Here is a 25101-nt window from a genome sequence, read left to right on the forward strand (position 1 = left end):
CGCAGGCGCCGCAGTTCGCAGACGCTACGTGGGTCGCTGGGCGGATCAATGCGATCGAACCCGTCGCTGCCAAAGGTACCAGCCGAGCGGGGCAATCGTGGCGAGTGCCACGATTGTTGAAAGGATCAGGGTCTCCGCGGAGAGCGCGCTGGGTCGAAATGAGCGCGAGAAGCAGATCCCGATTGCCCGCAGGGAAAGCGCTTCGACGGTTGTTGCGATGATCAGCCACTTCCACACGCGATCCTGGACGCCCGGCGCGCACGCGGTGACGACAATCAGCGCGATGGCGATGGATTCCAGTCCGTGCCGGCCCAGTCCGTCCGCGCTGGTTCCCCAGACGACGATCATCAGGCTGAGAGCCCCCCAGACGAGCCAGCGCCACAGGGACTGCAGGACACCGGTTTTGCGTTCCGCGGCCACCAGGACGCAAAGAAGAAAGGCGACAAGGCCGACTCCTCCGGGCAGGGACCGGACATATCCGTCGATCCATCGCAATGGAAAAGACATCAGCAATTCCGGGGGGGCTGCCGATGACGGGGAGAAGAATGCCGCGGTCGGCATGAGCGTGTACCAGAAGTTGGATACACGCGCCATCAGCCAGGAGCCGGGATCCGCGGCGCGGTTCATTCCGTGTCCATCGCCGGCAAGGCTGCCAAGGACCTCCGTCATCGCGCTGCCGCGGAACGAGAGCATTATCCATGGTGAGAGCATGAGCAGCACCAGAAACGGAAGGGCGAGTCCGTACCCCGCGCCGACTCCAACGCGCCGCACGGAACTTCGATCGCGCGGCACGGCGGCATGAAGCATCAGGAACCCGATGATGGGCGGAAGAAACATGCCCGCCGTCAGATGGGAAAGGACCGCCAGGGCGCAGAAAACGGCGGCGAGAAACACCGAACCTCCGGCGAGGCCGCTGGCGACAGCGAGCATGGAGAAATACGCCGCCAGCAGCAGTGGAGTGGGAGAGTCGGCATTCAGAAGAACAACGGGAGCCACCGAGAGCCAGGCCATTGAGCGACGCCCGGCCTCCGGTGCCAGCGACACCGCCAGCCACGCGCCTCCAAGAATGACGAAGGCGTTTGTCAGGATGCCGAAGGCGCGACCAAGAAACCAGCCGCCTGAATCGAGCGGCCATCCACCCGCCGTTTGCATGGTTGGCTGCGCGGGATTCACGTGAAAAATCGACAGGAGCGAAACGACTGCGAGGGGAACAAGGGGACTCCTGAACGCTGGAAGGCTTTCGCCGTTGGGCTGCCTGGCTTGATTCGAATTCAACCGTCCGCCATTGAACAGGTCGCGAGCCGTCAGGAACACGGAAGCGCCCTCGTGCTCTGAGGTGACGAATCCACCATCGGGCTTGAATACGGGTGAAAACGATTGAGGGATCGACAGGGGAAGACTGGCGAACGCCAGGGATCCCAGGCAAATGCAGCCGTAGAGCAGGAACAGGGAACGGTCGGCGGAACCAAATGGCGAACCCTTCCTGCACCATCGGACTCCCAATCCCGCGCTTGTGAGAGCGGCAATTCCGAGAGTCACGACTGAGAAGGCTGCGGAAGAGTGGGGGAGCAGTCCGGCCCAGACTCCCAACCCTGCCAGGACCAGTGCCATCAAGCCTGGCAGGGGGAGCAGCGCGGCATGCCTGGGAAAGCGGGAGGAACAGGTGATGAGAAGAGCGCCAGGGATGAAGAGCAGACCGATCATTGCGAGAGTTGAGATGAGCAGCCCGGAAAAGTTTGTGGAGGCATTCGCCAGCCAGAGGTGCCCGGGAAGTGGCGGTCCGGCACCCAGCCAGCCGCGCATGGATGTCAGGCCATCCAACAATCGCAAACGCGCCCGGTGCCCGATCCACGCCTTCACGTCGATCGACCAGATTCCAACGGACTCCTTTGGGTTGCGCGCCTGGCATGTGATGGAGTGGACCACGTCCCCCTGTGCCCCAAGGATCTCCAGGGCGAGTGAGTTGCCGGGCGAGCTCGGGTATCCGATGATGGGGATGGCGATTTCGGATTCGGAAATTGAAAATTCCGTGCTCAGCGCGGTGCCCGTGTAGGCGTCTCCGCCCACATAGGTGCCGAACCAGACTGACCTGTCGCCGGCTTCCAGAAAAACAGCCCCTTTGAATTTGGGGTCGGAGGCCCCGGGTGCGGCACTGCCGGTCTCGCTCAAGCCGAACGGCCTTTCAGCCGCCGCCGTGGCTTGTCTTGAACCGGAGTCCGCGGAGGGCAGCAGTTTCCCCGTGGCGACCAGAGCTGCGGCAAGGGCCAGGGCGGTCGCGAGAACGAAGGCGGTGATGGCGGATGCCGGTAGGCGAAGCATGTTCATCGATCCGTAGCATGACGGACGCGATGAATCGACGCGAATTCACCGCGCTCGTTCAACGCGAGCCTGCGGCTGTCCATGCAGGAGACCGCTTCAGGTCAGCCAGTCCTTCTTCACGATGCCGTGCACATCCGTCAGCCGGAAGTCGCGGCCCTGGTATCGGTAGGTGAGGCGCGTGTGATCGACGCCGAACTGGTGCAGCATGGTGGCGTGCAGGTCGTGCACGCTCACGGGATTCTCCACCGCATTGTACCCAAGTTCATCCGTGGCGCCGTAGTTGAGTCCGCCCTTGATGCCACCGCCTGCGAGCATGATGGAGAATCCCTTGATGTGATGATCGCGGCCCTTGCCCTGCGCCATCGGCGTGCGCCCGAATTCGCCACCCCAGATGATGAGTGTCTCGTCGAACATGCCGCGCTCCTTCAAATCGCGAATGAGCGCCGCGGTCGGGCGATCTACCTCCTCCGCCTTGTATTTCACCTGGGAGACGTCGTCGTGATGGTCCCAGTCGCGGTGGTAGAGTTGAATGAAACGCACGCCGCGCTCGGCCAGACGGCGGGCAAGCAGGCAGTTCGAGGCGAAGCTGCCGTCGCCGGGTTTTGCGCCGTAGTCTTCCAGAACCTTCGCGGACTCGCCGGACACGTCCATCAGGCCCGGGACGCTGGTCTGCATGCTGAACGCCATCTCATACTGGCTGATGCGCGTGAGAATCTCAGGGTCCTGAACGGCATCATGCTCGGCCTGGTTGAGTTGATTGACGACGTCGACCAGGTCCTTCTGGTCGCGGTTGGTGACACCGGGCGGATTCTTGATGTACAGCACGGGGTCACCCTTTGACTGGAACTTCACCCCCTGGAACTTGCTGGGGAGAAAACCGCTGTGCCACTGGCGTGATGCTATCGGCTGCATCTGGCCACCGTTGCCCGAGGACATCAGAACGATGTATCCGGGAAGATCGTCCGCCTCCGAGCCGAGTCCGTAGGTCAGCCAGGATCCCATGCTGGGCCGCCCCGCGATGATGGACCCCGTGTTCATGAAGGTGTGGGCGGGATCGTGATTGATCTGTTCCGTGTACATCGAGCGGATGATGCACACGTCGTCGGCGACGCTGCCGATGTGGGGAAAGAGCGAGCAGATTTCCTGTCCGGACTTCCCATAGCGCTTGAATTCGAACTGTGGTCCGTAGCACTTGAGCTCCCTGCCCTGAAGCTGTGCGATCTGCTGCCCTTGGGTGAAGGATTCCGGCATGCCCTTGCCGTGCATCGCGGCGAGCTTCGGCTTGAAGTCGAAGGTTTCGAGATGCGATGGACCGCCCGCCTGATAGAGGTAGATCACCCGCTTGATTTTAGCGTGATGGTGAAGCCGGTGAATGATCCAGCGCCAATGCTCCGCCGGCGCGACGCCGCCGAGCAGGCGCGGATTGAGCAGGCTGGCAAGCGCCAGAGAACCGATGCCCGCGGCGGAGCGGCCGAGGAATGTCCGGCGTGTGACGGCTTGTGCGTGGGGATCAAAGAGGTGCATGCGAATCTTTCCGGAGCGGGGTCGCCTAGTTGCGTGTGATGGTTTCGTGAAGGTTGAGCAGGGCGCGTCCGACGGACGTCCATGCCGCGAGCTCCACCTTCGGCAGCTTGTAGGGCGGCCGGGTTGCACCGACGCCGAGCAGTTCCTCCGCCGCGTTGGAATCGCTCTGAAAGTGCGCGAGCTGTCTGACGAAAAACGCGTCCAGAACCGCAAGTTCCCGCGCCGTCGGGGGCCGGGTGAGCGCGTGGTTGAATGCCCAGGTGATGCGTGATGCGGTGTCATCTCCGCCCTCGCGCATCATGCGGACACCAAGCGCGCGGGCGGCCTCCACGTAGGTCGGATCATTCAACAGGACCAGCGCCTGAAGGGGCGTGTTCGACGGCATGCGGTTGGCGGTGCATTCCTCGCGCGAGGGGGCGTCGAACGCCATCAGACTCGGGTGGAGAAACGTGCGCTGCCAGTGGGTGTAGACGCCGCGCCGATAAAGGTTTTCACCCTCGTCCTCGACATATTCGCGCGATGGGAAGTTGAGCGCGGCATAATATTCGGCGGGCTGATACGGGAAAACGCTTCTCCCTCCGATCGTGGGAACGAGCAGTCCGCTGATCGCGAGCGCATTGTCGCGAACAATTTCCGCGTCGACCCGGAAGCGGGCCTGATGCGAGAGGAGCCGGTTGAGCGGATCGTGCTCCATGGCAAACGACGATGCGACCGAGGCCTGGCGGTAGGTTCGGGAGTTCACGATCAGGCGCACCATGTGCTTCATGTCCCACCCGCTCTCGCGAAACTCAACGGCCAGCCAGTCGAGCAGCTCGGGATGCGACGGCCAGGCGCCCTGCGTGCCAAGATCCTCCAGCGTCCTGCAGAGTCCCTCGCCAAAGAACTGGTGCCAAAGCCGGTTCACGAAGGCGCGCGCCGTGAGCGGATTGTCGGGTGCAACGAGCCAGTCGGCGAAATCGAGTCGCGTCATCGGCTGGCCATCCTCGCGTTTGATTTGCCTGAGGAAGGCCGGCACACCGGGCTCAACTATCTCACCGCTGTCATCCATCCAGTTTCCCCGCGGGAGAATGCGCATGGTGCGGCGTGGAACGCTCTTCGACACCGGCATCGTGGGGATGTCCAGCACAAGCTGGTCGCGCATCGAGGTTGTCGCGAGAAGCTCGGCCTGCTGACGGCCCAGCATGGGGCTGACCATGCGATGGTAACCAGCCAGTTCCTTCTTCTGCGCCGGTGTTCGCTCATCCTCCGGAGCCTTGAGCGCCTGCAGCACGCGCGTGGGCAGACCAGCGGGCGAGGCGTCGATTCCCGGCAGCGCGTGCACGGTGATGCGGAAGCGTCCCAGGTTCTGAAAGGGATGCCGGCCGGAGTGCCTCACCGTGATGTTCAGAGAACGACCGGGTCCGCCCGTGTAGGGCTCCGCGAGGTCCATGGCGACAGCGACGCTGGTCCTGCGCGCGAAGGAAAGCGATGTGTCGAAGTTGCCGTCGATGGCTGCGGAGGCCGGATAACCGGGCTGAATGGAGTTGCTGACCCTCGCGTTGAGGACCTTGAGCCGCCTGCCGGGTTGGTCCTTTGTCGCGGTTTCCGCCACCTCGATTTCGGAGATGTAGGCTGATGAGCCTGAGCGCGACATTTGGTCGCCTGGGAGACGCAGATCGGGAACACCCTCGACCCTGACGGCTGCAATCGAGGGCAGGGTGGCCGGGATGGTCAGAATGTAGGTGTCGTTGCGCGGGTTGATGCCACTGACAAAGATCGACTTGTCATCCTCGAGCGTGAGCGTGCTGCCGTAGGGCGAGTGAAACGATTCAGGGGTCACTTTAGTCCACTTGAGCGCGCCTTCCCTGACATTCTCAGCGGTCCGCTGCTCCCAGGCCACGCGTTCAGCCGCGAGCTGCTCATCGGTGACCGATGCGATTTCCTGCTTCAGTTGTTCGATGGCGGCATCCAGCTCATGAATTCTTTTCTTCTGGGATTCCGACTGGAAGATGAGCTCCTCCGAGATGTTTATCGGCGTGAATCCCGGACTGACGTCGCCCGCGCCCTTTTCCTTGAGGTCGGAGAAGATCGCGGCCAACCGGTAGAAATCCCTGGCCGTGTAGGGATCGAACTTGTGGTCGTGGCACTCCGCGCAGGCGAGGGTGGCACCCATGAAAACCGTCGCTGTCGTGCGCACACGGTCGGCCGCATACTTGGCTAGGTACTCCTTGTCCTGGATGCCGCCCTCGACGCTGATGCGGTGAATGCGGTTGTAGCCGGAGGCGACGCGCTGGGTGATGGTGGAGTTGGGGAGCAGGTCGCCCGCGAGCTGTTCGCGCGTGAACTGGTTGAAGGGCAGATTGCGATTGAAGGCGTCGATCACGTAGTCGCGATACGGCCAGACCTGGATGGGAACGTCGCTGTGAAACCCGATCGAATCGGCGTACCTCACGAGATCCAGCCAGGGAATCGCCATGCGTTCGCCGAAGTGAGGGGAGGCGAGCAGCTTTTCCACGAGTTTTGCGTAGGCGTCCTTGTCGGAACTGGCCAGGAAGGCCTCGACGTCATCCGCATCTGGTGGAAGCCCCTTCAGGTCGAGGCTGAGGCGGCGGATCAGCGTGCGTTTGTCGGCCTCGGGTGAGAATTGAAATCCCGCTTGTTCAAGTCCCGCGGCAATGAAGGCGTCGATCGGATTCATCCCCTTGTACCCCGGTGCGTTGGCTGGAGCAGGGGGGCGCACGGGGGGAATGAAGGCCCAGTGCGGCTCGTAGTTTGCGCCCTCGGCGACCCACCGCTTCAACATTTCCTTTTGCTTGAGCGTAAGGCTGTGGTTGGAGTCCGGCGGCGGCATGAATTCCTCCGGATCCGTTGAGAATATGCGCGTGATGGCGTCGCTGATGTCCGGCTGGCCCGGTTCGAACGCACCCTTCTCCAAGGCCACATCGCGGATGTCGAGTCGCAGCTTCGCCTTGCGCGCGGCCTTGTCGGGCCCGTGGCACGCGAAACAGTTTTCGGAAAGGATGGGACGGATGTCGCGATTGAACCGCAGGTATTCAGGCGTGCCTGAAACAGCCGTGCCGGCGCAAAGGCGGGCGCTTGCGATCAACGCGAGGCAAACTGGGACGGAGAGTACCCGGGGGACGGAACGAAGCGGCATCGAGACGTGCAGACACGTTGCTGCTCATGAAGCCGCTGGCAAGGGCGAACGCCTCCCAGGAGACGCCTGTCATGGCCTTCGGGAAGGGTGCGCCGCTTGTGTCAGACGGAGTTCAACGCCCTCGAGTTCCAGCAGCCGGGTCTTGATGGCGAGTCCCCCGGCGAAACCCGTGAGCGAGCCGTCGGCTCCGATCACGCGGTGGCAGGGAATGAAGATGGAGAGGGGATTCCGGCCGATCGCCGCACCCACGGCGCGCACGGCGCGCGGGCGGCCGATCTGTCGCGCGATCTGCGCATAGCTGCGCGTCTCGCCGCAGGGTATTGTCGAAAGCGCACTCCACACCTGCCGTTGAAAGGGCGTGCCGGACGGCACAAGGGGCACCGAGAACACGCGCCGGCGTCCCGAGAAATACTCGCCGAGCTGACGCTCCGCCGCCTGAAGCACGGAGCTCCGGCCCCGGGCCGCGGCGCCGCCAGGCGACACGCGATCAGGCCGCTCGTTTTCCCAAAGCACGGCCGTCAGGCCTTCGGCACTGGCAACCAGCGTCAGCCGGCCCACGGGGGAGGGGATGGATTTTGAATGGAGTTGCATGGCGTGCCGGCGGTGAGGGATCGATGTGTGGCGCGCGAACGCGCTTCCTGCGAGGATCATCCTAGCCGGACTGCCGGGAAAATACTCGCCATTTTCGGACATGACCACAATTTGGTTCCATGTCCGAAAACGGCCGGCGCTGAAGGGAGATTTCCGGTATTCATGCACAAGCACGATGATTGATCCCAAAGCCGCCCACAAGGCCCTGCTCGCCCGCGACGTCCGGTTTGACGGGGTGTTCTTCGTCGGGGTGACATCGACGGGCATCTACTGCCGGCCGGTCTGTCCGGTCAAATCTCCGCGTGCGGGCAACTGCCGGTTCTTCGAAAGCGCCGCGGCGGCGGAGAAGGCCGGCTTCCGGCCCTGCCTGCGGTGCCGGCCGGAGCTGGCTCCCGGCAATGCGCCGATGGACTCCTCGCGACGCATCGCCCACCAGCTGGTGGAGCAGCTGGAGGAGGGGCTGTCGGGTGATGGTGTTGACCTTGAGACGATCGCCGCGCGGGTGGGTCTGAGTTCCCGCCAGGTGCGGCGCATCACGGTGAAGGAGCTGGGCGTGACACCAATCGACCTCATCCAGACGCGCCGCCTGCTGCTGGCAAAGCAGCTCCTGACGGAGACCAGGCTGCCCGTTATCGACGTCGCCTTCGCCAGCGGATTTGCCAGCCTGCGCAGGTTCAACGACGCCTTCAGCCGGCAGTATCGCATGCCGCCCACACGATTGCGGCGGGCCGCTGGTGCGGCCGGTGGCGGCACAGTCGAAACGGATGCAACGACAGCCCTGAAGCTGTCCTATCGGCCGCCCTATGACTGGACGGCCATGCTGGAATTTTTCCGCGCGCGGCAGATTGAGGGCGTCGAATCGGTGACCCCGGAGGCCTACTCCCGCAGTCTGCGACTGGGTGACAAGGCGGGGTGGCTGCGGGTGACGCATCTTCCGGACGAACGCTCGGTGAGGCTTGAAGTTCCGCATGTGCTGACCGGCACCCTGCAGGCGCTTTTGGGACTTGTTCGCCGGGCGTTTGATTTGTCGGCGCAGCCCGACTTGATAGCGCGTCATCTGAGGAAGGATCGACGCCTCCGGGCGAGCCTTGCGCGCAGTCCAGGCCTGCGCACTCCTGGAGCCTTTGATCCGTTTGAGCTGACCTGGCGGGCCATCCTTGGCCAGCAGATCACGGTGAAGGCGGCGACCACGCTGGCGGGCCGATTTGCGCGGGCATTTGGGGAGCCACTGAGGCACCCCGTCGGGGAATTGACGCACCTCACGCCCAATGCGGAAAGAATCGCGGTAGCCCGCGTGACGGACATTGTCCGTCTGGGAATCACTTCGCCGCGCGCGACCGCGATCCGGAGCATTGCGCGGGCGCTGCACTCTGGATCCCTGCGGCTGGAGTCGGGCGGCGATCCTGAGGCGGTGATGGCGCAGTTGATGACATTGCCTGGAATCGGACCGTGGACCGCCCAGTACATTGCCATGCGCGCCCTGCGCTGGCCCGATGCCTTTCCCTCCGGTGATGTCGCTGTGCTGAAAAGCCTGGGAGGCCTTCGGTCGCGCGAGGCCGAGGCTCTCTCACAGGCTTGGAGTCCCTGGCGAAGCTACGCGGTGATGCACCTGTGGCGAAGCGGGCGGCCGTGATGGTGGTTCAAGCCGGCGCGCTCTTCGGGCAGCCCGGTCTCGGATCGGGCATGGGGTTTCTGCGCGCAAGAATTGCGATGATGCAGACCAGCGCGAGCAGGCCGAAGGAGAAAACAAGCAGAATCCTGCCCTGATCGGCGAGCCACAGGCAGAAATACGAGAGCACGGGCATTGTGGCAGGGCGGCTGAACGCCAGCCATGAGCCGGCACCTGAAGCCGTGGCAACGATCCTGAAGGGCTCGCCAGGACGGCGCACGTAGACGCTGGCGGGACTTTGGGTGGACAGTGTCGGCAGCGCGATGGATTCGAGGCGCGTGCGCAGATCGGCGGACCAGAGTTCGAGGCTCACCGCGCTCGGTGCTGTTGCCTGGCCGGCGACCTCGAAACGCAGGTAGCCGCCAGCAGGCGGATCGAGAGGATGGCTGACCCAGCGTCCGGCAGTTTCAGGTGCCGACGTCCAGAAAGTTCCGTACGAGAATGCCGGTGCATGGTTGTCAAGGTGCTCCTCGCTGAATCCTTCGCTGGTGTCCGCGGTGACGGGAAGCGCGTCGCGAACCGAGACGGGAAGCAGGGCACGCAGCTCGGGGATGTTGGTGTATTCGACCAAGAGTTGGTCGTTGGGAAAAGGAATGGAACGATTCTGGAGCCAGGTGCGGTCACGCGTCGACATGTAGTGCGCGAGGTTGGTCGTCATCTCCTGAAACCAGCTCCGAATCGGGTATGCGGTGTTGCGCAGAAGCTCGTTGGCCTGGTTGGAAAAGCCGACGCAGGCGCAGAGGCACCAGGCTGCGAAAAGCAGCTGCACGCCGAGGCGGGGAAGGCGCGTTTCACGCCATCGCTTCAGGAGAACAAGGCCGGCGATGAAATTGAGAAACACGCCCACGTTCAGACTGTCCAGGTAGCGCGGAGCTGGAAGCGGGGCGCCGGCTCCGCGGGCGTAGGCGGTGGCGATCAATTGCGCGACGGTCCAGATTCCTGCGGCGATCACAACAGGATCCCATGAGAAACGGGAATCCTTCGTTCCGGTTCGCCAGGCATCCCAGGTTAGCAGGGCCAGGGGAAGGTAGCTTAGTACGACGAACGGGGGAAATCCCTGCTGCGGCCACTCCATGAGTCTGAACAGCGCGTGCAGAAACTCCACCAGTGAGGACGCCTTGAGCGGCCGATGCGGCGGAAAATCGACGCGCAGCAGGGCTCCCGCCACGACGATGATGGCGCATGCGACCAGTGTGGGCCAGTGATTGCGCATCAGGCGCCGAAGCGGACGTTCGATCAGGGGCAGTGTCACCAGCACCGCGGCGGCGGCGGCGAAACCCGAACCCATGGTGAAAATGTCGAGCGCCAGGCAGACCACGCCCAGCCACCAGCCGCCGGAGGGGGCGGGGTGCCTGAGCGCCAGGTTGATGCCGAAAATGGAGAGGGCGATCAGGTAGAACTGCTGGGAGTGAAAGCCGTTGATGGTGTTCTGCCAGGAGTACGGAACGGCTGTCACGATCGCCAGCGCGAGGGTGACAATCGACAGTTGGCGGGGCGTGTTGAAACGCTCGCGCAGCCACCACCAGACGACCGTGACGGTGGCGGCGAAGAACACTGCATTGAACACCATCTCGACGCGTGGATCCCAGACACCGACGAGCGCGGTGAGGGCGAGGGCGGTGATGCGGGTCAGAGCCACGCGGTGTTCGTTGTGCGCGGCGAGGAGGTTGCCGGCGTGGAGCGTTCCCTGCTGCCAGGGGACCAGGACCTGCGTGCCCTCGGCCTCCCATTGATCCCAGAACGGAACATCGCTCGCCCAGGATGAGATCATCCACAACCGGGCGGAGACAACGGTGCCAAAGAGCCCGATCGCCGCCAGCACGCTGAAGGCCGTTGCCGATCGCAGCGCTTTCACCGGGGAAGCAGGGAATGACGATTCGAGCGCAGCCGGTTCGTGGATGCCCGAGCCGGGGACGCCTTCAACCGGCTCAAGGTTTTTTCCCCCAGCCATAGACCCACATGGGTCGGGTTTTCACCTGGCATTCCACGAAACCGGCGCGTGTGAGGAAGGTCTCCAGTTCAGGCACGCTGGAGCAGCGCGACGCATGCGCGGGTCGTGATTGGGATGGGAACTCATTGCGCACCTCCTGGAACATCGCCCAGCCTTCGTCGGACGCGATATTGGCGTTGTCGCAATAAAAGCGCCCCCCCGGGCGCAGCACCCGCATGGCCTCGAGGCAGTAGGTGTAGCGGTCCCATTCGTCCAGGTGCATGAAGACGACGGTGCAGTACACGACGTCGACGGAGGCGTCGGGAATGGGCGACAGATCGTATCCGGACACCTCGACCAGGCGGTAGTTGTCGATTCCGGTCAGTTTGCGCGCGGCGATGCGCAGCATTTCGCCGGAGACGTCGCAGCCCACCCATTCGCGGATGAAGGGGGCGAGGCTCCGGCCCACACGCGCGAGCCCGCAGCCGATTTCGAGAAACGTATCCGTGTCCCGGATACCAACGGTCTCCCGAAGGATCCCGAGCGTGTCATCCGCGGTGGCGTACATCTTCTCCTCGTCGTCGTAGCCACTGACGTAGGCTGCCGCGCCCTCCGGACTTCGGGCGAGGGACTGCCAGACATGCTTGTAGGTTGATTCCATGGGAGGATGGGACTCATGCGGACGGTTGCGCGGCGCAGGTCCGGCCTTCCAATGAATCGGGGCGTGGACGCGGCATCAAGGACGCAGTTGTGCTCAACGAGGAACGCGATGTCCAAGGCATCCAGGGTCTGGTCGAGAAATGGGGAGGACATCCCCCGTGGAGGAACCTGACCCGGTTGTGAGGCGGAACCTTGTGCGTCACCTGGCACCGCACTGCGCGGCGAAAGGCGATTCCAGCAGGACAAATTCGTGTTCGCGAACTGCGGCGGATGTGGAATGCTGCGCCTGCCCTGAAAATCCAGGGATGAAACAAGACAAGCAGCCATGACATTTCTGAACCATCGCGCGCACGCGTACAAGCAGCTCCGGGGGAGAGGCCTTGAGATCGGCGCATTGCACGAGCCCTCGCCGATTCCGCCCGGAGCATCAGTCGCCTACTTCGATGCCATCGACCAGATTGAGGCGCGGCGGCTCTTTCCGGAGATCGAGCCCGGGCGATTTGTTCCCGTGACCTTCAAGGGAGATCTGGACAGGGACGGTCTCGCGCAGTTTTCAGACGGTCAGTTTTCCTTTGTGATCATCACGCATGTGATCGAGCATCTGTCCAACCCCATCAAGGCCGTCGGGGAAGTCTTTCGAATCACCGCTCCCGGCGGGTGCGTGATCCTTGCGATACCGGACAAGGAGTTCACCTTTGACCGCCATCGGGAGCCCACTTCATTCGAACACCTTCAGGCTGACCATCGGAACGGCGTGTGCGAGAGTGATGACGCCCACTATCTGGATTTTCTGAAGAGCGCGGCGCCGCATGTTTTTTCCGAGCCTGCGGAGAATCTGCAGCATCACATCCGCCGCGCCAGGGAGCGGCGCGAGCATGCGCACGTCTGGACAAGCTCCAGTTTCAAGGACTTTCTCGACCGCACCTTTGAGCTTCTAGGAATCAGGGCGACGCTGGTTCTCGAGAGCCTCGCCGCGGAGAACAGGATCGAATGCTTCACGATGTGGAGAAAAGGGTGAAGTCATTGCGGGCTCCGGCTAGAACTCAGCGCGCATGGTGAGGGAGACCTCCCGCGGGTCCTCGCGAAAGCCCCGGCTGGTGTAGCGCGTGCGCGTGATGTCATCGAGCGCCGCCTTCGTGATGTAGATGGTTCGGTCGTCCAGGAGATTCTGGACGTTGACCTGCCAGGTGACAACGGCCTTGTCCGCCCACCAGCCAAAGAGTCCGCGGGTGCGGTACTGCAGCATCGCGTCGAAAAGCAGACGATCATTGCCATAGAGGGGAGTGTTGTTCAGCAGATCGGCTCCCGCGATGTTTCTGCTTTGATAACGCACGCCTCCACCCAGCGTTAGACCGTTGAGCCGGCCGTCGGTGAATCGATAGCGAACCCACGCGTTGAGCTTGTGCTTCCGGTTTCCGTATCCCTGCTCCTCGGCGAGGCGGATGCTGGCGAGCTCCCTGTCCGAATCGGCGATGCGATCGGCGACGGTTCGCGGCTGCACGACATTGCCGGCGTTCACGTACGGTTGCTTCAGGACCGAGGGCCGGCCGGTGCGCGCCGTGTAGATCTGGTCGAGGCTCTGCCAGAGCGCGACCCGTTCCGCCCACCAGGGCACGGCCTCGTTCAGGACGTTCGTCTTCGTCGTCTTGGTGCGGGAGTATCCGAGCCGAATCGCCCAGTTGGGCGTGGGATTCGCCACGAGTTCGAATTCCTGTCCGCTGCTCTTTCGGTCCGACAGGTAGGAGCCGGCCTGGGAAAAATAGACCGTGCGCAGTTCGTCGACGGATTGTATGGGATCGTTCGCGCTGAAGGTCGTGAGGCCCGCCTGCCGGAAGTAGTAGTCGAAGGACGCCATGACGTCGTTGTTGGGCTGAACAAAGGCCGTCGTGACCTGACCGTTGGCCTGCTCGCCGAGGAATTTCGTTTCGAAGGCCTTTATGGATCCGGCGATCCTGTCGTTCAGCAGGCTGAAGCTCACGCCGACGTCGATGCTTTCGCCCCGGTACGGCAGAGGAACCTGCTCGGTGGGAAGGACCGTGCGATTGCGGTCCGGCAGCTCGATGCCGTTCGATGTGTTCGCCGTGAGCGAGAACTGGTTCGTCAGATGATACACCGCGCCAAGCGATCGACGCCAGCCGCGCTGGTCCACTTCGTCGAACCACCGGGTGTTGGAAGCATCGAAGAACGGCTGATCCGCGGCGGAGGCCAGGCGAAAGGCCTGGGTGGCGGCATCCAGGAGCTTTTTCGGGCCCCATGTGTTCACCTGGTCGTGGCGGAGCCCCAGCGTGGTCACCAGCCGCCGGTTGAAAAAGTAACTCTGCATGACCAGGAGCTCCGAGTCCGTGGTGATCTCGTCGTCGAAATCCAGCGCGTTTGTGGGCACCAGACCGCTGTTGAGCGTGCCGATATTTGCGAACGAGGAGCGGTAGCTTTCCGAGCTGAGCGGCTCCTGGGGAAAGCCGGTTGTGTATTCATCCCAGGGCGAGCCGATCCGGATGTAGCGGCGGCGGGCGATCTGGTTCTGCACCGCCGCGGCGGTGCCGCCGAAGGGACGGCCCGCCCACACCTCGCGCAGGCGGTCCCGGCGATAATTGTTGATGTTGCGCTCGAGCATGGCGGCGATACGGTGCCAGCCCCAGTAGCGACCAAGATTCAGATCGTAGGATGTCGAGGCGCGAAACGTGAGGTTTTCCGTGAACAATGCCTGCCGGAGGAAACTGGGGGTCTGCATGAAGTAGTATCCCTTTCCGTAGAAGTAGGGATTCAGGCTTCCGTCTGGCAGCCGGTAGTTGAGGTCCGCCGCGATGGCCGGATCGCCGGCGAGGGTGGCAACGCTTGTCCGGCCGGATTGGTTTGCCGCGAGTTCTGCGTACCAGTGTTCCGCAAGCCGGTGATTGAGCGTGGCGGTGAAGACGTGGTAGTCGATTTTTCCATATTCCGATGCGCCTGTTGCCGTGACCTCCCCAAGCGGTGCAATCCATTCAGGCGCGATTGGCGCCACGCCGGCGGTGAATATGCTGGCGTTGCTCGCAAGCGTCGTTCGATTGGCGGTCGAACTCGCGCCCTCCCAGAGGGCCGGTTCACCGAGCTGCGGGCCGTATACCAGGAGCGTTCGCGTCGCGACGCTGCCCACGCCCACGGAAGCTCCCGCGGCGACGCCCGCAGGGGTCTCATAGCGCTCGCGCACGGGGTTCCACACCACTTCGCCGGAAGCCAGCGCCGCGAGAAACTTCGTGATGTTGTCGAGCGGCCCCCATTTGCGACCCGAGACTCCGGCGAGTCGGGTGTGCTCGTACGAGAGCGTCAGGTTGGAGTCGCGGCCGAAGCTGTAATTCGCCGCGAGCGTTGCGCTCTTCTTCCGCAGGAACTGAAATGGCATCGGACTGCCCTCGTTCTCATACAGCCCCATCACGCGCATGGCAAAGCGGTCCTTCAGGAGCACGTGATTGAAGTCGAACGTCCCCCGATGCGTCTCGTTGGTGCCGATCTTCAGTTCAATATTGCTCGAGTTGCGCGCGGGATTGGCCCTCTTGGTGCTGAAGTTCAGTGTTCCGCCGGGGGCGCCGGTGCCGAACAGGATCGAATTGGGTCCGCGGATCGAACCGACGCTCTCCATGTTGTAGGTGTCGAGCCCGCCGACTCCGGTGCGAAAGCCGTCCGTCGAGGTGGAGGATCGGAGGCCGCGCATGCGGAATGTCGTCAGCCCGTCCGTGAAACCATTGGCCTCGGCGCCCGCCGCGTTCGCCTGCGCGTCGCCAAAGTTCTCCTCCATGTTGAGATCGTAGCGGATGATGTCCTTGATGTCGGTGGCGCCGATGTCGTCGAGGAAGTCCCGCGTGAAGATGCTGATCGGGCCGGGAAGGTCCCGCAACGGTGTGTTCAACCGGCTGCCGAGGAGGCTGCTGGTGGCGCGATAGCCTTCGTCCGGCTCCGCGTTGACCTGGAATGGATTGAGGGTGACAACGCTTTCGGCGGGCGCGGGCTCGGCGGCAAGCGCACCCGTGACGAGAAGCCCGAAGGGTGCGAGAAAACAGAGATTTTTCTTCATGGTGGGGAGGCGGAAATGACTGCGCGTGGGAGGAGTACGGGGACGCGGTCAGTATAGGTGGTTTCCCGTGTCGTTGCTTTAACGCGGATGGAAATTGAGGTCGTATCGGTGGAAACCGAATGTCGGCCGAGCGCATCACGGCAACGGATGCGATGGCGGACATGGCCGTGGAATTTCTCGTCTCCGCCGCGGAACAGGCCGGGTGAAACGCGAAGAATCGCTTGCCCTCTGTTTGCACGGCGCGGTAGTTCGGCGTCGTGGCACCCCTTTTCTCCCGCCGCCTGGTGTTGCGATCGTTGCGGACCTGGCTGCTCACCCTCATCACCGGTGTGCTGGCCCAGGGCGGGGCTTCATTGTCGCCCGGCGCACCCTCCGCGGAAAAGCCGCTGGTGATCAATCCCCGGGATCGCGCCATGGTGCTGCGTGCGTTCGTGCCCCTGGAAGGCAGGCGCCGGCTGCACGCCTGCCTTGTGGGCACGCCCGCAGGGGTGCACTTTGCCTACGATTTCGACACGGGAATGCCGTTTCTCGTGTGGCGCGGTGCGTTCGCGGACATGTCCGGAATGTGGATCGGCGCCGGTCTCGATCAGGTCGCGCGTCCGGCGGTGCCGGCCACCCTGCTCCCGGTGAAACCGGCGCTTGCCTTTCTTCCCGGGCACCTGTTTACGCTGCCGTCCTGCTGGCCGGAGCAGCCGGAGGCGTTGTATCGATCGCTTGGATACGAGTTGGAGCGCAACGGCCAGCCGGTGTTTCTGGCCTCGCTCGAGGCGCTGCGGATCCGGGACCGTATTGCGCCTTCAGCGGATGGACGCGGACTGGATCGGTGTCTGGTGTTCTCCGGGCGGCTCTCACCATGGGAAACCTGGCTGCTGGTCGGCGAGGCCGGCGGGATTGTCGCCGATGATGAAGGATGGGCGGCGGAAAACGGTGCATGGCGGATCCACTGGCCGGTAAACGCCGGCTCCAGGCCGGTCGTGCACACGGGCACAGGGAACCGGAACCAGCAGCTCGTGCTCAGGCTTGAGGCGGTCCACCTCGCCGAGCCCGTGTGCTACACGCTCCACTGGCAATGAATCGCACAGGTTCAAGCTGGGTAGTGTTCATCGCAATGCTCGCGGCCATCCCGCTGGTGGTCCATGCGCAGCGACGGATCGAATCCCGCGCCGAGCGTTTCGCCGAGCCTTCCGCGGCGCGCGTTGCCCGGGAGCAGGCGGCCTGGCCGCGGGTCTCCATGGTGCCGCCGGCCGATGTGCTGCTGGAGGCCAGCGCGGTTCAGCTCCTGCCGTCGAAACGGCTCCTTGTGACAACCCGGCGCGGTGAACTCTGGTTCGTGGATGGCGCCTATGACGATCCACCCGCACTGCGATGCACGCTTTTCGCCGAGGGACTGCACGAACCGCTCGGGGTTTCGCATTGTCCCGATGGTGGGTTCTATGTCGTCCAGCGGCAGGAGTTGACCCGCCTGGTGGATCGCGATGGAGACGGCCGCGCGGACCTGTTTCAGACCGTGTGCCGGCTTCCCGTGTCGGGCAACTACCATGAATTCGCCTTCGGTCCGTTTCCGGCCCCGAATGGCGGCGTTCGAGTGACGCTCATGCTCGCCTACAATGCGCCCGCCTATTCCCCCGTGCCCTGGCGCGGATGGATGCTCGAGATTGATCGGGCGGGACGGATCACGCCCATTGCGGCGGGATTTCGTGCGGGTGCGGGAGCCGTTTTCTCCTCTCAGGGAATCTGGCTCACCACGGAGAATCAAGGGGAGTGGATGGGCACGAGCCACGTCACTCAGATTGATCCCGGCGACTTCATCGGCCATCCGAGTTCACTGGTTTGGAGTGCGCTCCCTGGGTCGCCGATCCATTTGCAGCCGGACGACATCCCCGACAGCGGCGAGCCCATCTTCGATCTGGCCAGACGCATTCCGGGAATCAAGCCACCCACGGTCTGTCTGCCCTACGCAACGTTTGGAATTGCTCCGACTGACATCGTGGAGGACACGACCAACGGAAAGTTCGGACCCTATGCCGGACATTTTTTTGTCGGTGACTCCGGGCAGAGTCGGATACTGCGGGTGTCCCTCGAACGCGTGCGAGGGATCTGGCAGGGGGCGGCCTATGCGTTTCGCGAGGGATTCGAGTCGGGAGTGGCCCGCCTGCGGTTTGGCGAGGATGGATCGCTGTTTGTCGGTGAAACGGCCCGCGGCTGGGGTTCGGTTGGCGGAAAACCCTTTGCCTTCGAGCGGGTGCGCTGGAGCGGCGAGACGCCGCTCGACATCAGGGAGGTGCGGATCGCACCTGAAGGGTTCGTCGTCACCTTTACCCGCCCCGTCGATCCCGAGACCGCCGCCAATCCCGCGAGTTACCGTGTCGGCAGCTTCACCTACCAGCATCACAGCAGTTACGGCAGCGCCCCGATCAACCGCTGGATGTGTCCGGTGAAGCGCGCGCGACTTTCTCCCGACCTCCTCAGCGTGCATCTCGAGGTGGCCTGTCTGCGGGAGGGGTACATCCACGAGCTGCAGGCTGCGGGTGTGCGCGGCGTCGGACGCCGGGAGGAACTGCTTCACGACACCATCTACTACACGCTCAATCGGCTGCCGGAGGGCGCTTCGGCCGGCGTCGGCAGCGGCCGCGAAGCTGAAATGTGCGCCCCGCCTGTTCCGCCCGAAGCGCTCCTGTCGACTGCCAGGCATCCAACATCCGCGCCCCCGGGATGGAAGCGTCCCCAGGGGGATCGGACGATCCTGCTGGGCACGCAGGCCGGCATGCGATTTGACCAGGCTGAATTGCACGCAAGTCCGGGCGAGGCGGTTCAATTCGTTTTTCGCAATCAAGACGACATGCTGCACAATTTCGTCCTTTGCGCGCCGGGTCGCGGCGAGTCGGTGGGTCGCGCGGCGCTTGAACTCGGCCTTGAAGCGGCGGCAAGGAATTACGTGCCCGACAGTGACGACGTTCTGTTTCACACGGCCGTCGTCATGCCGGGTGCGGTTGACCGCATCTATTTCAACGCGCCGGCGCGACCAGGCCGGTATGATTTCATCTGCAGCGTGCCCGGGCATTTCATGACGATGAAGGGCGTGCTCGTCGTTGATTGAAGTTCCCCGGATTCGCTGACGAGGGCCCTGCGGGCTACGGCTGCATGTTGCCCGATTTTTCCAGGAGGCCGGCATAGGTGGGAACCGTTTCCGCCAGGACCTGATGGATGCGCGACTTTTCGTCGTGCGGGATGTAGTCGTAGCGCTTGTCGGGGTCGATGCCGCTGAGCACTTCGTTGAGGCGATGAAAGACCTGTGACTGCAGTGGCGCGGGCAGCGCGGTGAAGCTTGCCGAGTAGATGAGGTAGCTGCAGCGCAGGCGGAAAATCCGGTCCTTCAGTTCGAAGTCGCGCAGGGAATCGCCGCTGCGGCTGCGGGTGGCCGCCGCGGTGAAAGCTGCCTTGAATGCGGCGCCGCCATCGACGCCATCGGGCAGCGGAGCGGCGTTGTGAAACAGCAGGCGGTCGACGATTTCCTGCGTGGCGCTGGCGAAGACGCGCTTCACGCTGTCGTAGGTCGGAACGTCGGTGAACGGCTCCTTGAACGACTCCTGCAGCGAGCGCTGGTAGGCCATCATCTTCCGGGTGGATTGATTGGCGCGCGTGAGCACGTTCTGCATCGTGGTCTGATGCTCGAAGACCAGCAGGGAGACGACGTCGCTGTGGGGGCGCAGGTAGCGCTCGACGTCGAAGTAGGCGTCGAGCTTGTCCGGGCGCGCCTCCGCGCCGGTGGTCGATGGCCGACCCTTGTCATCGACGAAAATCGAGTTGCCGCGGTGATGGGTGCCTCCGCTGTAGCCCGTGACATACCAGCCGCCCCAGCGATCGGCGAATGGCGTGTCGTCCTCCACGACCAGCGTGCCCAGTTGGAGCATGGGTTCGCCGGTTGAATCGGGAAAAACGGATCGCGCGAAGACGGCCGGGATGTCCCTGACGAATGCACCGCCGTGACAGCGCAGGCAGTCGGGATCGCGATGCACGGCGCTCCTTCTGTCGGCTCCGGCGCGCAGGTCGACCGCATAAAAGACAGGACCGAGGAGCGGGTCGATCGCCGCGACCTCGATCAAGCCGCCAGGCACCCAGCCCACATACACGGAGTCGGAGTAGTAGATGGCGCGCGGGCGTTCAGGACGGATCAGGCCGCGCTGCAGGCTCGTCTTGGTGAAGACGAGAAGCTGGCTTTCGACCGGCACGTGCAGGAATGCGAGAAGCTCGGTCAGCACCCGTCGCTCGTCACCCTCCATGCGCAGCGCGCCGGTGTTGATCCGGTCCTGCAGCACGGCGGCGGCATCCGCGGCGATGCTGGTGCTGTAGCTGATGGGAGGCTGCTCGAAGTCGGGTGTGCGCTGCGCGGCGACAGGCGGGGATGCGGCGGCGATCAGGAGCAGGGGAAGCAGGGAACGGCGCACTGGAGGCGGAAAATCAGGGATGAAATTCACGGGCGGCGGGTGTTCCTAACCAGAATTGGACGTACATATCCAGTTTTAAGAATCCATGTCGTGGAGGAATCGTCTCCGCGGAATGTCACCGCCTGCGATGTCATAACCGGATCGTCGAGGGGCGGCCATCGCTGGGGTGCGTCAGGCGAGAACCGTACCATCAAGGAAGGGCTGGCCCTTAGCCCGATTGACGAGATTCCGGATGGTGACCCGGGCGATCTCGTCCAGGGCCTCCTGGGTGAGAAAGGCCTGGTGGGCGGTGATCAGCACATTGGGAAAGGTGAGCAGGCGGGAGAGCACGTCGTCCTGCAGAATCTGGCCGGACAGGTCCTCGAAGAAAACTCCCTCCTCCTCCTCGTAGACATCCATGGCGACGCCACCGATCCTTCCGCTCTTCAGCGCGGCGACAAGAGCCGTGGTGTCCACGAGTTTACCCCGGCTGGTGTTGAGGATGAACACCCCCGGCTGCATGCGCGCAAACACCCCCGCGTGCAGCAGATGCCGCGTGGACGATGTCAGGGGCAGGTGAAGCGAAAGGACCTGGCTCTTTGCGATCAATTCGTCGAAGCCAGCGTAGGTCACCGCATGCGTCGCGGCCCATTCCGTCGAGGGAAACGGGTCGTAGGCGAGCACCTCCATGCCGAAACCGCGCAGGATTTGCGCGGCGATGCGACCGATCCTGCCCGTGCCGACGATGCCGACGGTTTTTCCGTGGAGGTCGAAGCCGACCAGGCCGCTCAGGGAGAAGTTGTGCTCGCGCACGCGATTGTAGGCCCGGTGAATCCTGCGGTTGAGGGCGAGCAGGAGAGCGACCGTGTGTTCGGCCACGGCGAAAGGGGAGTAGGCCGGCACGCGTGTCACAGCCAGGCCAAGGGAGCGCGCTGCTTCAAGGTCGACCTGGTTGAATCCGGCGCAGCGAAGCGCGACCATGCGAACGCCCGCCGCCTGCAGCCGCTCAAGGCAGGGCCGGTCGAGCCGGTCGTTGACAAACGCGCAGACGGCCTCGTCGCCGGAGACCGCCATGGCCGTCTCCTGGTTCAGGCGAAAATCGTGAAACCGGAGCCTGAGGGAGTCGTTCGCGTGCTTTTCAAAAAAAGTCCGGTCGTAGGGCTTGGTGTCGAAAAAGGAGACGTTCATGGCCGCGCAGGACTGTGACTCGAACAAGCCGGATGACAAGTCCCCCGCCGCCCGCACCGGCCCCCGCGCGCGGCATCCGGGCCGGTCCTGCCGGATTTCACCAGGCGATCGCCCTGGCACCCAGGGAAACCAAGTGCTGGTTCACCTTGGAAAAGCACCGGGAGCCGAGGAATTTTCGGGCTGACAGGGGCGAAGGGTGGGCGCACGCGACGACGGGATGGTGGTCCCGCGTGATCAGGCTGCGTTTGGTCTGGGCGGCGTTGCCCCAGAGGAGAAATACAATCGGACGCGACTGGGCGGCGAGGTGCCGGATCACCTGGTCGGTGAACGCCTCCCAGCCCCTGCCCCGGTGGGAGTTCGCCTCACCCGCGCGCACGGTGAGCACTGTATTCAAAAGAAGGATACCCTGGTCCGCCCAATGTTCGAGATTGCCGTGGTCGGGGGCGACGATGCCGAGATCGCTCAGGAGCTCCTTGTGGATGTTGCGAAGGGAGCGGGGGACGCGCCGGCCCATCCTCACCGAAAAGCAGAGGCCGTGGGCGTCGCCTGGGGTTGGATACGGATCCTGTCCGAGCAGGACGACCCTCACCGCTTCCGGCGCGCAGCGTTCCAGCGCGGCGAAGATCTGCCCGCGGGGCGGCAGGACTTCGTGGCCGCCGGAAATCTCCGTGTCCAGAAAAGCGTCAAGCGCCTGATAGCCGGGGTCACGAATCGCGGGCGCGAGGGCCTGTTGCCAGGAGACGGGAAGGGGAGGGAGCATGGTACGACACTCAGCCGGAGAGGTCCTGTCGAGGGAGAGTCAGAACCCGCATTCAATGGGCAAGGATCAAACCATCGGGACGATGGTCGCGCCGTGATCACTCGAAATGAAGAGTCATCAGGCATGCAGCCTAAACTGAAAATGCATTACAGACGCTAGAGCCATTCAACTGCATCGGCTTGTAATTGGAAAAAATCCGAGTATGATGATATGTCTGTTACATGCTTGCTGTCAGTATGTTATACTCAATTCAGAAGAGGACATTAATCTGGAATTGGCATGGCGAAACAGGCCGTTTTCGGAGGATTTTTACATCGATTGGTGCGGGTGCGGAGCCGATTTAAAGGGAGCAATATTCTCGAACCTTTTACTCTTTCGCATGAACCGGCGTCTCATTTTCGCACTGCTGCTCGCTGCTCTTTCCGCGTTGTTTCCTGCTTCAGGATATTGCGCGCACGAAAGCGACGGGATTTTCCAGGAAGTCGATGAGCCACCGGTGCCGCTCAAGACGCCGCCACCGATTTATCCCTATGCGCTCCGCCGTGGGGGAATTTCCGGAATCGTCGCGGTTTCCATTGTCATTGACGAGAAAGGGTCGGTCATAGACGCCGCCGTCTCAAAATCATCGAACGTTGAGTTTGAGCGGCCGTCACTGGAGGCGCTCCATGGCTGGAAATTCAGGCCAGGCCGGGTGGACGGTTCGCCGGTCAAGGTTCGCGTGGTGGTTCCGATGCATTTTCGGGTGCAGGGGTGACGTTGAAGAGACTTACCACTGATCAACAAGAACGTGAAATTCTTCTCCTTCACGATAGGCCGCAAGGTCACCGCGGGGTTTGTGCTGGTTTTCGCACTGTTTGGGGCGGTTGTAGCCACCTCCTACTACGCCCTGGGTACCGCGGGCAGAGGCATGAATGCGGTGTCGGCGGGAACTGCCGAGGCCAATGCTGCGACCAATCTTGAGACGGCGATGTATGCGCTTTGCCTCAGCGCGAACCGGTTTCTCGCCTCGGGTCGCACCGCCGACCTTGAGCAGTACAAGTCGACCCAGGCGAACCTCAGGACGACGATTGCGGATGCGGTGAAGGAAATCGCCGAGCCATCGCGTGCCAGCAATGTCGCCGGAGCCCGGAGGCTCCTCGATGAATATGACCAGGCGATGCTGAGGATCGTCGATCTCATGGGTGCGCGTGACCGCATCATGGCTGATGTCATCCGGCCTCACTCAGTCGAGATCAAGACGATGTTGAAGAACCTGCTCGAGACCTCGCGTCTCAGCGGCGACCAGAACGCCCAGTTCAAGACATCACTGGCGCTCCAGTGTTTTTTTGAGGGAATGGCTGCGGCGAATTCCTTCTTTGCATCGCGCGATGAGACCGACGCCATCACGGTTCGCCAGGCGTTTGCCTCGATGGACGATGAACTCCAGTCGCTCGTCAAGGATCTGAAGGATGCGGAGGAGCTCGATGTCAGTCTCGCGGCACCTGGCACGCAGAAGCTGTTGGCGACCCTTCATGCGCACGCAACGGCCTACCTGAATGCCTTTGAACACACGGTCAAGCTCTCGAGCCAGCGCAACGCCCTGGTGGTTGGCGACCTCGAACGGCTTGCACCGTTGTTCACGCAGAAGGTGGTCAACATCCGCCTGAGTCTCCGCCAGCTGCAGAATGACCTCGACCAGAAGGCGCACAGCCAGCAGGCGCGCCATGAGCTGATTGTTTTCGGATTTTCAGCCGCCGGATTTCTCTGCGGCATCCTCGGCGCGTACCTGATCATTCGCAGCGTCAACCGGGCGATTCGCCTCATCACGCTTCGCCTTGGTTCCGGTGCGGCGCATACGGCTTCGGCGGCGGCTCAGATGACATCCGCCAGCCAGATGATGGCGGAGGGTTCCTCGAGGCAGGCGGGTGCTCTGGAGGAGAGCGCGGCCTCGCTCGAGGAAATGGCGGGCATGACTCGGCGCAATGCCGAGAATGCCCAGGCCGCGAAACTGCTGGCCAACGAAGCCCGGCGGGTGGCCGATGCCGGCACCGATGAGATGAGGGAGATGAAGGCTGCGATGAATGCAATCCAGGCCTCCAGCGGCGAGATTTCAAAGATCATCCGGACGATTGATGAAATCGCCTTTCAGACGAATCTGCTGGCATTGAATGCAGCCGTCGAAGCCGCGCGCGCCGGAGATGCCGGCCTGGGTTTTGCCGTGGTGGCGGATGAGGTCAGGTCACTGGCGCAGCGATCCGTGCGGGCGGCGCATGAGACGACGCAGAAAATTTCGGATGCCAGGGACAGGAGCGAACAGGGTGTGAGGATCTGCGAGAAGCTGGCGCGCAATCTGGATGTGATCACGGAGAAGGCCCGAAGCGTGGACGCTCTTGTCGCGGAGATTGCGCTTGCCTCCCAGGAGCAGAGCCAGGGGATCGGCCAGGTCACGCGCGCCGTTTCCGACATGGACGGCATCACCCAGGCAAATGCCGCCACTGCGCAGCAGACATCGGCTGCGGCCGCGGAGCTGGATTCCCAAACCGCGCGGCTTCAGGATGTGATCAGGGAGCTGTCCGCCATGGTTGGTGGCTCGACAAATGCAGAGGCCGGTGACGGACAGGCGGATGCAGTCAGCGAATCGTTCCCGGATGAAGCGGCCCGGGAGGTGGAGGATCGCAGCCAGGCTCTGATGTCGCGCGCTGATCGTCCAGGGAGGGTTGCCAGGCCGCCTCGCGCGGTGCGCAAGGCCGGCGTGCCGGTGGTGGCTGCGGACAAGGGCGCGGGACAGTTTTTCAGGGATGTTTGAGTCGGGAGAGGGGTAGCTGGGTCGGGATCAGATGTCAGCGGCCAGGTTGGCGGACAACCGTCCGGAC

General features: G+C 63.3%; 16 protein-coding genes. 6 read left to right on the top strand and 10 right to left on the bottom strand.

Features of this window, described 5'->3' with window-relative positions; genetic code table 11:
• Nucleotides 1–45: 45 nt before the first annotated feature.
• The 4 genes from HS122_07330 to HS122_07345 form a co-directional block, all read right to left on the bottom strand.
• The gene (locus HS122_07330) at nucleotides 46–2319 is read right to left on the bottom strand and encodes a hypothetical protein (GenBank protein MBE7538207.1); all 2274 of its coding nucleotides are present in this window, start codon (nucleotides 2317–2319) and stop codon (nucleotides 46–48) included.
• Between the two features lie 96 nt (nucleotides 2320–2415).
• Nucleotides 2416–3843 (bottom strand): DUF1501 domain-containing protein, encoded by a 1428-nt coding sequence (locus HS122_07335; GenBank protein MBE7538208.1) that lies wholly within the window; start codon nucleotides 3841–3843, stop codon nucleotides 2416–2418.
• Nucleotides 3844–3868: 25 nt separating this feature from the next.
• A complete protein-coding gene (locus HS122_07340) occupies nucleotides 3869–6928 on the bottom strand; it encodes a DUF1553 domain-containing protein (GenBank protein MBE7538209.1) in 3060 nt (1019 codons plus the stop codon).
• A gap of 120 nt (nucleotides 6929–7048) precedes the next feature.
• A complete protein-coding gene (locus HS122_07345; protein MBE7538210.1) occupies nucleotides 7049–7570 on the bottom strand; it encodes a methylated-DNA--[protein]-cysteine S-methyltransferase in 522 nt (173 codons plus the stop codon).
• Between the two features lie 175 nt (nucleotides 7571–7745).
• Here HS122_07345 and HS122_07350 point away from each other — a divergent pair, with 175 nt between their 5' ends.
• Nucleotides 7746–9203: a DNA-3-methyladenine glycosylase 2 family protein gene (locus HS122_07350; GenBank protein ID MBE7538211.1), complete on the top strand. Its 1458-nt coding sequence runs from the start codon at nucleotides 7746–7748 to the stop codon at nucleotides 9201–9203.
• Nucleotides 9204–9210: 7 nt separating this feature from the next.
• Here the strand turns inward: HS122_07350 and HS122_07355 are convergent, their stop codons facing one another.
• Entirely contained in the window at nucleotides 9211–11094 is a 1884-nt protein-coding gene (locus HS122_07355) for a hypothetical protein (protein ID MBE7538212.1), read from the bottom strand.
• 73 nt (nucleotides 11095–11167) lie between these two features.
• Nucleotides 11168–11830 (bottom strand): class I SAM-dependent methyltransferase, encoded by a 663-nt coding sequence (locus HS122_07360; protein MBE7538213.1) that lies wholly within the window; start codon nucleotides 11828–11830, stop codon nucleotides 11168–11170.
• A 324-nt stretch (nucleotides 11831–12154) separates the two neighbouring features.
• Between HS122_07360 and HS122_07365 the strand changes: the two genes are divergently transcribed.
• Complete coding sequence (locus HS122_07365; protein MBE7538214.1) at nucleotides 12155–12847, top strand: methyltransferase domain-containing protein; 693 nt, start codon at nucleotides 12155–12157, stop codon at nucleotides 12845–12847.
• A gap of 18 nt (nucleotides 12848–12865) precedes the next feature.
• Here HS122_07365 and HS122_07370 read toward each other — a convergent pair whose 3' ends face one another.
• Nucleotides 12866–15877, bottom strand: a complete 3012-nt coding sequence (locus HS122_07370) for a TonB-dependent receptor (protein MBE7538215.1) — start codon at nucleotides 15875–15877, stop codon at nucleotides 12866–12868.
• A 284-nt stretch (nucleotides 15878–16161) separates the two neighbouring features.
• On the opposite strand from HS122_07370, the gene HS122_07375 reads away from it, so the two are divergent.
• On the top strand, nucleotides 16162–16950 hold the full coding sequence (locus HS122_07375) for a hypothetical protein (protein ID MBE7538216.1): 789 nt from the start codon (nucleotides 16162–16164) through the stop codon (nucleotides 16948–16950).
• The gene (locus HS122_07380) at nucleotides 16947–18974 is read left to right on the top strand and encodes an auracyanin family protein (GenBank protein MBE7538217.1); all 2028 of its coding nucleotides are present in this window, start codon (nucleotides 16947–16949) and stop codon (nucleotides 18972–18974) included. The genes HS122_07375 and HS122_07380 overlap by 4 nt, the downstream gene beginning before the upstream one ends.
• Nucleotides 18975–19008: 34 nt before the next feature.
• Here the strand turns inward: HS122_07380 and HS122_07385 are convergent, their stop codons facing one another.
• The 3 genes from HS122_07385 to ung form a co-directional block, all read right to left on the bottom strand.
• Nucleotides 19009–20352, bottom strand: a complete 1344-nt coding sequence (locus tag HS122_07385) for a hypothetical protein (GenBank protein ID MBE7538218.1) — start codon at nucleotides 20350–20352, stop codon at nucleotides 19009–19011.
• Nucleotides 20353–20493: 141 nt separating this feature from the next.
• Nucleotides 20494–21489, bottom strand: a complete 996-nt coding sequence (locus tag HS122_07390; GenBank protein MBE7538219.1) for a 2-hydroxyacid dehydrogenase — start codon at nucleotides 21487–21489, stop codon at nucleotides 20494–20496.
• Nucleotides 21490–21586: 97 nt separating this feature from the next.
• The gene (gene ung / locus HS122_07395) at nucleotides 21587–22249 is read right to left on the bottom strand and encodes a uracil-DNA glycosylase (protein MBE7538220.1); all 663 of its coding nucleotides are present in this window, start codon (nucleotides 22247–22249) and stop codon (nucleotides 21587–21589) included.
• 202 nt (nucleotides 22250–22451) lie between these two features.
• Here ung and HS122_07400 point away from each other — a divergent pair, with 202 nt between their 5' ends.
• Entirely contained in the window at nucleotides 22452–23003 is a 552-nt protein-coding gene (locus tag HS122_07400) for an energy transducer TonB (protein MBE7538221.1), read from the top strand.
• A gap of 33 nt (nucleotides 23004–23036) precedes the next feature.
• Nucleotides 23037–25034, top strand: coding sequence for a hypothetical protein (locus tag HS122_07405; protein ID MBE7538222.1), 1998 nt, complete (start codon nucleotides 23037–23039; stop codon nucleotides 25032–25034).
• The last annotated feature ends 67 nt before the right edge of the window (nucleotides 25035–25101 follow it).

The organism is Opitutaceae bacterium (assembly GCA_015075305.1).
In the GTDB taxonomy this organism is placed as follows: domain Bacteria; phylum Verrucomicrobiota; class Verrucomicrobiia; order Opitutales; family Opitutaceae; genus UBA6669.

Bases quoted from the DNA above. Each gene is read 5' to 3' on its own strand.
- HS122_07365 (MBE7538214.1), top strand. From the start codon at position 12,155: ATGACATTTCTGAACCATCGCGCGCACGCGTACAAGCAGCTCCGGGGG.
- HS122_07335 (MBE7538208.1), bottom strand. From the start codon at position 3,843: ATGCACCTCTTTGATCCCCACGCACAAGCCGTCACACGCCGGACATTC.
- HS122_07360 (MBE7538213.1), bottom strand. From the start codon at position 11,830: ATGGAATCAACCTACAAGCATGTCTGGCAGTCCCTCGCCCGAAGTCCG.
- HS122_07370 (MBE7538215.1), bottom strand. From the start codon at position 15,877: ATGAAGAAAAATCTCTGTTTTCTCGCACCCTTCGGGCTTCTCGTCACG.
- HS122_07330 (MBE7538207.1), bottom strand. From the start codon at position 2,319: ATGCTTCGCCTACCGGCATCCGCCATCACCGCCTTCGTTCTCGCGACC.
- HS122_07380 (MBE7538217.1), top strand. From the start codon at position 16,947: ATGAATCGCACAGGTTCAAGCTGGGTAGTGTTCATCGCAATGCTCGCG.
- HS122_07345 (MBE7538210.1), bottom strand. From the start codon at position 7,570: ATGCAACTCCATTCAAAATCCATCCCCTCCCCCGTGGGCCGGCTGACG.
- ung (MBE7538220.1), bottom strand. From the start codon at position 22,249: ATGCTCCCTCCCCTTCCCGTCTCCTGGCAACAGGCCCTCGCGCCCGCG.
- HS122_07350 (MBE7538211.1), top strand. From the start codon at position 7,746: ATGATTGATCCCAAAGCCGCCCACAAGGCCCTGCTCGCCCGCGACGTC.
- HS122_07390 (MBE7538219.1), bottom strand. From the start codon at position 21,489: ATGAACGTCTCCTTTTTCGACACCAAGCCCTACGACCGGACTTTTTTT.
- HS122_07400 (MBE7538221.1), top strand. From the start codon at position 22,452: ATGATGATATGTCTGTTACATGCTTGCTGTCAGTATGTTATACTCAAT.